We start from the raw sequence: 8,239 nt of genomic DNA, 5'->3' as shown, positions 1-8,239 counted from the left end.
ACGTCTTTCCCCTTTTGGTATTCCTTGTATTGCGGAGGTACTTTTTTAGCGGCATCTTCTTGAGCCTCCTTGGTGGCGTCCGCATCCAGCGTCAACGTTGGCACAAGCGGAGTGGTCAACTTGGGCTTGATCCAATAAAACAAGCGCTGAGCCAAATCGGGAGAGTTCAAATCTTCCTTGAGGCGAGCGAACAATTTCGATGTGGCGCCGGCCACAGAAACATCCAAGACCTGTACCGCTTGCGGGAACAACGGCAAGCCAGCCGGATGAACATAGATTTCGGTTTGATTTCCTTCGTCGTTGGCTTGATCTAATTTGTCGATGATGCCTTTTTGCTCTAGCGGCGCAAAGGCACTATCAATGGCTTTGAAAACTTTCTCCTGCTTGTCCTTGTCGGCAATTGATTCGTGAAATTGCCGATAGTCTTCCGCTTGCTCCTCCTTCGTCGGAGGCTCCACGCTGGGCATCGGGGGCGGGTTAAAATCTTTCCAAACGTCCGATTTCAATGCATCCAACGTCGGTGCCGTGCTGATTTCCCCAAGCGCATTTTTTAACGCTCCACGCAGTTGCAATAGCCTGGATGCATCTTGTGAGTAAATGAACGTGATTTGATTTTCCGCCCGCTTGCGGGCATCGTGGGTAGCGTCCGGATCGAACTTTTTGAACGACACCTGCGCCAAAATGTCGCGGTCAGGAACATAGCCGGTGCGAAAAGGAAACGGCGGAGCCCAAGCGCCTGTCACGACCCACAGAAACAACGTGGCCACCAAGCACAAGCTTACCCGCAGCCAAACGTCGCTACGTTGCAGGCTGCCCAGAAAGCGCTCCGCAAAATTGGGCGGCAACTCGAGCGCCGCCACACGTTCCAAGCGAGTTTTCTTCTGGCTGCCGAGGGACATGGAGGAGAAGTGGGTGGGAGTGTGCGGGATTCAGATCGGAGGTTAGGGATCAGGAATTAGGAGGGCAAATGTTCACTTATCTCTTTCGTTTTGGCTCTTCGTCGTAGGCCCGGACAATTTCCTGTACCAGCCGGTGCCGGACGATGTCACGGACGGTAAGCCGCACTTGGCAAGTTCCAATGATTCCTTCTAGCCGGCCCATCGCATCCACCAATCCGCTGCGAACGTGAGAGGGCAAATCCACTTGCGTCGTATCCCCCGAAACCACAATTTTGGAATTCGTGCCCATTCGCGTCAAAAACATTTTCATCTGCGCGACGGTGGTATTTTGGGCCTCGTCAAGGATGATGAACGCGTCGTTAAGAGTGCGACCCCGCATGTATGCCAACGGAATCATTTCGATCACGTCTTGTTCGGTATAGCGACGGATTTGGTCGTAATCCATCATTTCGCGCAAGGCATCGAGCAGTGGTCGCAAATAGGGATTAATTTTAGCCTGTAAATCGCCGGGCAGATAACCAAGACTTTCCCCGGCTTCTACCGCGGGTCGAACTAGTACAATTTTTCGGATTCGTTCCTGCTTCAAAGCTGCCACGGCCATGGCCACTGCCAAGTATGTTTTGCCCGTGCCAGCTGGCCCGATACACAAAATTAAATCATGCTTGGCCATGGCATTGATGTATTCCGCCTGTCCGGGCGTGCGCGGCCGAACGTTTCTGCCCGCCTGGAGAACTGCAATCGGTGGATGATCGGCGATGCGTTCTTCGCCCGTGACGTTCGACAATGCCCGATCGACATCGTGATCAGCCACGGCGCCGTGTTGATCGGCCACGGCACGCAGTTCTTCAAACACATCCGTCGCGCGCAGAACGGCGGAATCATCGCCTTCGATGCGAATGCGGCCGTCCCGCGCCGAGATTTCCACGCCCAAGGCAGAACGGATTTTCCGCAAATGCTGGTCGCGCGGCCCAAATAGCGAAAGCAGAGTCCTGGAATCGAGGACCGAGATGGTGTTTTGTGTCATCAGCCTGCCGAAGCCGGCTCAATGGAAGCCTGCGGGGGCGTGATCGGATCAGCGACAAATGCCAGATGTTTCCTGGAATTCGTCGAAACGACCGGATGTTTCGCCGTGCAGTGGCCAAAAATATTTGGGGCGATGAACCCATCGCCCGACACAAAACTATACTCGCACGTTAGCCCAATGGCCATGAATTGGAAGAGTAATTGCGCAAGTTATTACGGGACAATAACTTGCGGAACCAAGACGCAATCGGAGTGGAAGTGAAAGAACGGAATTGGACGATTTTACCAATTTTGCAAGTCTTTCAGCAGGAACATGATCAACCACCGCTCACTGCGACCAATTGTTGAAGTTGCGCTGCCGAACGGTAGGCAGATTCGACGAGCATTCCCGTAGAATCGTCCACGGAGCCAGATTGTCGCAATGGAGCAAGCCAGCCCATCAATTGATTTATCTGCCGTTCCAGCAGTATGGCTTGCTCTCCCTTTATTTCAGTTGCCAGCCGTTCGACGGTTTGCAACTCGGCTCCCAGCATTTCCATTTGCGCACTTTGGCGCTCTACAAACCGCTTGTGTGATTCGACCAGAATCTGCAACGCATCGGTCGAATCGGTCAACTCTTCAAAATAGCAGATAATCCAGCCCGATTTTTTTGTTTGCTCGCCGCACGGAACGATGGTTCGGCGGCACCAGGTTGTCAACCCATCGGCTTTCATAAGGACACAAACCTGTTCGCCTTCCGTACAAAGGCTTGGAAAGCCAACTGCTCCATCGATTGATGTACCTTCGGAACGTTGCCCAAGAATGTGAACCAGTTCGCCCAATTGGCGATTGGTCAATTCCACTGGGGAATAGCCCACCAATGCGCAAAATTTACGGTTGAAACGGGTCAACTTGTTCGCTAGATCCACAACCGCAATAGCACAGGGAACATGATCAAGCAATGTAGTCCACAAGATTTCGATCTGGTCGACCGGGTTGTTGTCAACCGATGTAAGGCATGGGATATCCGGGGGGGACAAATCCAGAATCTGCCAGCCCACCCATTTCATGAGTTCCGACGAAGTTTCCATGAGCTAACCTGGCATCGAAATGTAAACTTGGACCAATGGCTCAAATGTTGAAGATTGGTTTGGAGCACTACCTATACAAGACTGTCCGTATGTGTCGAGTTTATTTTAAAAAGTAGTGCGACAAGAGTTTGACATTCCCAACCAAATGATATTTCAAGAAAAAACTGTTGCGGCCTTCCGCAGCCGGCTTCAAGAATGAAGAAAGAACTGGACTTAAAATGCGCGGGATCGAGGTGGCATATCGTGATCCGGCTGTTAACGCACAATGCTGCGGTCTTCCGCATTATGAAGATTTTGAAAGTCAGCCCATGTTATAACGACCACAGCCAGTGACGCTGCACGCGGCTGAGACATCCCTTCTTACAGCCGTAATTCGTACGCAAATACTGCGAAAAGTTGGCTGCAAATAAGCCGCGGCTTGAAATATCAACGCACGAGACCCATGGCCCAACAAAGGTAGGTCACTGGGGCAGCAAGCAAAATGGAATCCAGCACATCGAGCACTCCGCCTAGCCCCGGCATCCAGGTGCTGGAATCTTTTCGGCCTGCTTCCCGCTTCAACAGGGACTCTGCTAAGTCCCCGAGCATCCCGATAATACTTACGATCACGCCGTATGTGATCCACTGCCACGGCATCGGGCCGGATCCCGCATCCGGTATTAACCACGGCCGCAGCAGCGCAAACGTCACCCAGGACCCAATCACTGCAAACAAAATGGCGCCGCCGGCGCCTTCCCAAGTTTTCCCAGGACTGAGTTGCGGCACCATTTTGTGCCGCCCAATCATTCGGCCCACGGTGTACGCGCCGGTGTCGCCCATTTTTACCACGATAATTAGCGATAAGAGCGCCAATAACCCTTGCCCGTGAACTCCGAACGCAATTTGCACGACGAATGTTAGCAATAGGCCAACATAAGCAAACGAGAAAATGGTCAGCACCAAACTGGCAAGCGCATGGCCGGGCGCTTTGTACCGCACAATTTCGGCAATGAAAGAGGCCAACACTGCTAGCGCAATCGCCGAGAGCGGCCAACCAAAATTTTCAAGGCGGCCCGGGACGATGCTTGCCGGCCCAAACACCGGTACCCCGTTTACCGCCACAATCAAAAAATTTCCGGCATAAACCAACCAGCGAATTGGTTGCCGTTCCCCCGTGGCCAGTAGGCCAAGCACTTCCCCGCTGGCCAACAAGCTCAATAGCAATGCCACCGGAAACAACCATGCTCCGCCGGGTACACCCAAAGCCCGAGTTTCATCCAACCAGCATAGACATGCAAATGCGGCGATAAGCAACGTGCCGACAAGAAGGCGATGGCGAAGCACAGAATCGTGGTCAGTGGTCGGGGGTCAGTGTTCAGAAACTGCAAAAAACCGAAGACGATCATCGTTCCAGAGTTAAGCCCCCGTAACGTCGATCGCGTTGTGCAAAATCTCGAATCGCCGCGTGTAAATCGGCCACTTCAAACTCGGGCCAGCACTTTTCGGTCACCCAAATTTCCGCATAGCTAATTTGCCACAACAGAAAATTGCTGACTCGCATTTCGCCAGCCGTGCGAATCAGCAAATCAGGATCGCGCATGCCGGCCGTGTACAGGTGATCGCCAATCGTTTGTTCGGTAATTTCCGCACTCTGCAAGCAAGCCGCTTCTGCTTTAGCAGCGATTTCCTTAACCGCATCGACCATTTCCGTTCGTGCACCGTAATTGATCGCCAAGCATAGCCGCATGCCGGAATTGGCCGCGGTGATGGCAATGGTCTTATCCATTTCTTCCTGCGTTGCCGGCGGAATGCCCTCGCGCCTGCCGATCACGGTGACGCGAATGTCGTTTTCCATGATCGTGGTTCGTTCCTCGATCATGTACTGTTCCAGCAGGTGCATCAGGAAATTCAATTCCGGTTGAGGCCGTTTCCAGTTCTCGCTGGACAAACAATAGAGCGTGAGCTGTTCGATGCCCAACCGCGCGGCCTCTTCGGTAATGCGCCGTACGCTGGCCACGCCCCGGCGGTGCCCTTCAATCCGCGGCAAGTTTTGCCGCTGAGCCCAACGGCCATTGCCGTCCATAATCACGGCGATGTGCTGCGGCATTTTTTGCCGCGACACAGGCAACACCTCGGCGGGAGCAGGGGCAACGTGGGACAAGGCAAATAAAAATGGAAGAGAGAACAAAAAGGGGAAATCCAAACCACAAAGCCATTATACCTTCAATAAAACGCGCGGAGATTCCATTCCTCGGCCGCCCGCCTTGGCGTCCTGAAATACTCGAATCGCGCTTTCAGTCTTGTTATTCATACGACCACCGCTTCGGCCGCCGCACCGCTGGTAAAAATGGTCTGCTCTCGGTCTGGTCCAACAGAAACCACTTCCACCGGGCGGCCCACAAGGTCGCTCAACCGCTTCAAATACCGCCGAGCATTCTCGGGCAAATCGGCCATTTGCCGGGCCGTGGTAATTTCTTCCTCCCAGCTAGGCAGCGTTTCGTAAACGGGCACTGCTGTGCGCAAATCTTCAACGTGGCTAGGAAACTGGGTTACCCGTCGCCCAGCGATTTCATACGCGGTGCAAATTTTCAACTCGGGCAACTTACTCAGCACATCCAGCAGCATCACGGCAATGGCATCCACGCCGCTCAGCCGGGCTGTGTAGCGCACCGCCACGGCATCAAACCAGCCGCATCGTCGCGGCCGGCGGGTGACGGTGCCGTACTCGTTGCCACGCTCCCGCAAATGATGGCCGATGTCGTTGTTTTGCTCCGTGGGAAATGGCCCGCCGCCAACCCGGGTGGAATACGCCTTTACCACGCCAAGCATTTTGTTGATCCAGCGTCCTGGCACGCCGGAGCCACTGGGCACGCCCACTCCGGAACTATTGCTGCTGGTGACGAACGGAAACGTGCCATGATCGATATCCAACAGCGCTCCCTGGGCGCCCTCGAATAAAATGCGCTTGCCAGCTTCTGCCGCTGCTAACAAATACGCCGTGGTATCGGCGACGAACGGCTTCAACCGTTGGGCGTAACCAACGTATTCTGCGAAAATCGCCGCCGCATCGAACGGTCCCATGCCGCTTTCGCCGGCAAAGCCCGCCAGCTCTTTATTTTTCGCCGCGGCAATGTGTTCCAGGCGCTGCCGGAAGCTGTCGCGGTATAAATCGCCTAGCCGGACAGCATACGACCGCCGAACTTTATCGCTGTAGCACGGCCCAATGCCGCGCATCGTGGTGCCGATATTCTCGCCACTGGAGCAGCTTTTATCCAGCACTCGGTCTTCTGCAATGTGCCAGGGAAAGATGACGTGCGCCCGATCGCTGAGCATTAAATTCGATCCCACCGCAATCCCGCGTGAAACCAGCCCGTCGATCTCTTCCAAAATGCTTTTGGGATTCAGCACCACGCCGCCGGTCACCACGCATTGCACGCCGCTGCCCAAAATTCCACTGGGAATGAGCGAGAGCTTATATTTTTCGCCGGCCACCACCACCGTATGGCCGGCATTGCTTCCGCCTTGGTAGCGAACCACAATCTCGTGTTGCCGAGTAAGCAGGTCGACGAGTTTCCCTTTGGCCTCGTCCCCCCATTGCAGCCCGATCACACAAGTTGCCGGCACCGGAATCCCCTTGCAGTTGCTAATTTTGTTCGGCCAAACCCTCGATTTTACGGGCCGCACCGCGGAAAGCCAAGTACGGCCACCACGGTAAACTTGCCGATCGAATATGAATTTTGTCAGCCGTTGTCCTTTCGCCCCGGGTTTTTTGTTTCGCGCCAAAATAGCATCGTTTTGTCGCCGCCCCACGGGCTGCCAGTCCGAAATTTGCGTGTTTCGCTCGCGCACATAGCGGCAAAATGCGGCCGGTATTGGTTGCGGATTACACATTGATGTTCATTTCCAGATGCATGAATTGAGCTGCCAGCGGGACAATTCGTGTGCTTAAGTTCGTTGTTCTCATGTTGGGGCTATCTGTTTTCATAAGTTGTCCGTTGAGGCTTGAGTCCATCGGTTCTGCTTCGGCTATCATGCGGGGCATGAAATGCACCCATTGTGGACGCGAATTCCAAAGCAAGCCGGCTTTGGACCTGCGGAGCGAAATGGTTGGCGCTCCGATGGATACACACAATACGCGTGAAATGCCCATGGTTCTCTGTCCAGACTGCGCCGTCCGACGCCGCAACCTGCCTCGCTTTGTATTCCTCAGTATCTTTCTAACGGTTGCCGCTCTGGCGGTGATTGGCTACTTCCTGAAATGGTAGTTTTCCGATTTTTTAAGCAACAGAGCGATCATTTATACCGAATCGGTTTTTTCTATCTGAACCAATTATTGATGCAAAGCGACATTGTAATGTACAAGCGTACATTTACAAGCAAAGTTTTGGGCCACGCCCGAGTCAGCTATTTAGCCCCGAGGTTAATGACCCGGCTGAAATAGGATCGCGGCGATTAACACAATCACTTAGCCCCCGGCGAATCGCCGGGGGCTAAATAAGGCGGGGTTAAATGTTGCCATTATCCGCGCGAATTTGCCGCCCACACGCTACAATACGGGGATGAAACGGCCTCGGTTTAGCATACAAACTTTATTGATCGCAGCATTTCTGTTCTCGGCGGGTTGCGCAGTGAAGCCGCAGGATGTAACGCATGATCCGTCGTTTGGGAATTTCCAGGCGGTCCTCGGAACGTGGAAGAGCAAAGTCCCGCTGCGGTTGGTGCAGGGAACCAATAGTCTTGTCGGGCGCGATGATCTTGGCGGCGGCGTGACGCTTTTTGTGACCGATATGGGTTATCATCCGTCTGATTGGAAAGACCTCGGCACTTTGCCGGCCGAGACCGAGGTGCGCATCGAACATCTGTATTACTGGAATACGTTCGAAGCCCCGTACATTGCTGCAACTGGGTCGCTGACCGCGGGGCCCTACAAGGATCGGCCGTTGGAATTGGAGCGCGGGCTGTTTACTAAAGACTTGATGTCGACGGTCGCAATGGGTCACGGGGATCCGAAAGTGGTCAATAAGGACTGGACCGTCGACGGCGACATCCTGGAGAAATAATGGGGAGAAGTGCCGACCTTACCGCGGGCCTTGATTCATGCGTCTGGGCTTCACTCGGCTGCGAGAATCTTTACAGGCTGTTTCAAAACTAGGAATCGGGTGGCTGGGGTCGACCGAAGGGAGCCCCCAGCAGCCTATTCACTGGGGGCTCGGCGGCACTCGACCCCAGCCACCCTTGAAGGAAGTCCAGTTTTGAAACAGCCTCTTA

At 54.0% G+C, this 8,239-nt stretch carries 7 protein-coding genes; 1 reads left to right on the top strand and 6 read right to left on the bottom strand.

What is annotated here, in order from left to right:
- The 6 genes from VFE46_05275 to VFE46_05250 all read right to left on the bottom strand — a co-directional run.
- Positions 1-899: hypothetical protein (locus tag VFE46_05275; GenBank protein ID HZZ27401.1), on the bottom strand; the 899-nt coding region annotated here is incomplete at its 3' end.
- Between the two features lie 76 nt (positions 900-975).
- Positions 976-1,923 carry a PhoH family protein gene (locus VFE46_05270; protein HZZ27400.1) on the bottom strand — a complete coding sequence of 316 codons (948 nt, stop codon included), beginning with the start codon at positions 1,921-1,923 and terminating at the stop codon, positions 976-978.
- A 316-nt stretch (positions 1,924-2,239) separates the two neighbouring features.
- Entirely contained in the window at positions 2,240-2,992 is a 753-nt protein-coding gene (locus VFE46_05265) for a PAS domain S-box protein (GenBank protein HZZ27399.1), read from the bottom strand.
- 426 nt (positions 2,993-3,418) lie between these two features.
- Entirely contained in the window at positions 3,419-4,315 is an 897-nt protein-coding gene (locus tag VFE46_05260) for a phosphatidate cytidylyltransferase (protein HZZ27398.1), read from the bottom strand.
- 58 nt (positions 4,316-4,373) lie between these two features.
- Positions 4,374-5,132, bottom strand: a complete 759-nt coding sequence (locus VFE46_05255; protein HZZ27397.1) for an isoprenyl transferase — start codon at positions 5,130-5,132, stop codon at positions 4,374-4,376.
- 146 nt (positions 5,133-5,278) lie between these two features.
- Positions 5,279-6,595 (bottom strand): adenylosuccinate synthase, encoded by a 1,317-nt coding sequence (locus VFE46_05250; GenBank protein ID HZZ27396.1) that lies wholly within the window; start codon positions 6,593-6,595, stop codon positions 5,279-5,281.
- A 968-nt stretch (positions 6,596-7,563) separates the two neighbouring features.
- On the opposite strand from VFE46_05250, the gene VFE46_05245 reads away from it, so the two are divergent.
- On the top strand, positions 7,564-8,031 hold the full coding sequence (locus VFE46_05245) for a hypothetical protein (protein ID HZZ27395.1): 468 nt from the start codon (positions 7,564-7,566) through the stop codon (positions 8,029-8,031).
- Positions 8,032-8,239: the final 208 nt, after the last annotated feature.

Source organism: Pirellulales bacterium, assembly GCA_035656635.1.
Taxonomy (GTDB): Bacteria; Planctomycetota; Planctomycetia; order Pirellulales; family JADZDJ01; genus DATJYL01.
The sequence above is the reverse complement of the archived record's forward strand: the minus strand, read 5'-3'. Positions and strand labels throughout refer to the sequence as shown.

Bases quoted from the DNA above. Each gene is read 5' to 3' on its own strand.
- VFE46_05270 (HZZ27400.1), bottom strand. From the start codon at position 1,923: ATGACACAAAACACCATCTCGGTCCTCGATTCCAGGACTCTGCTTTCG.
- VFE46_05265 (HZZ27399.1), bottom strand. From the start codon at position 2,992: ATGGAAACTTCGTCGGAACTCATGAAATGGGTGGGCTGGCAGATTCTG.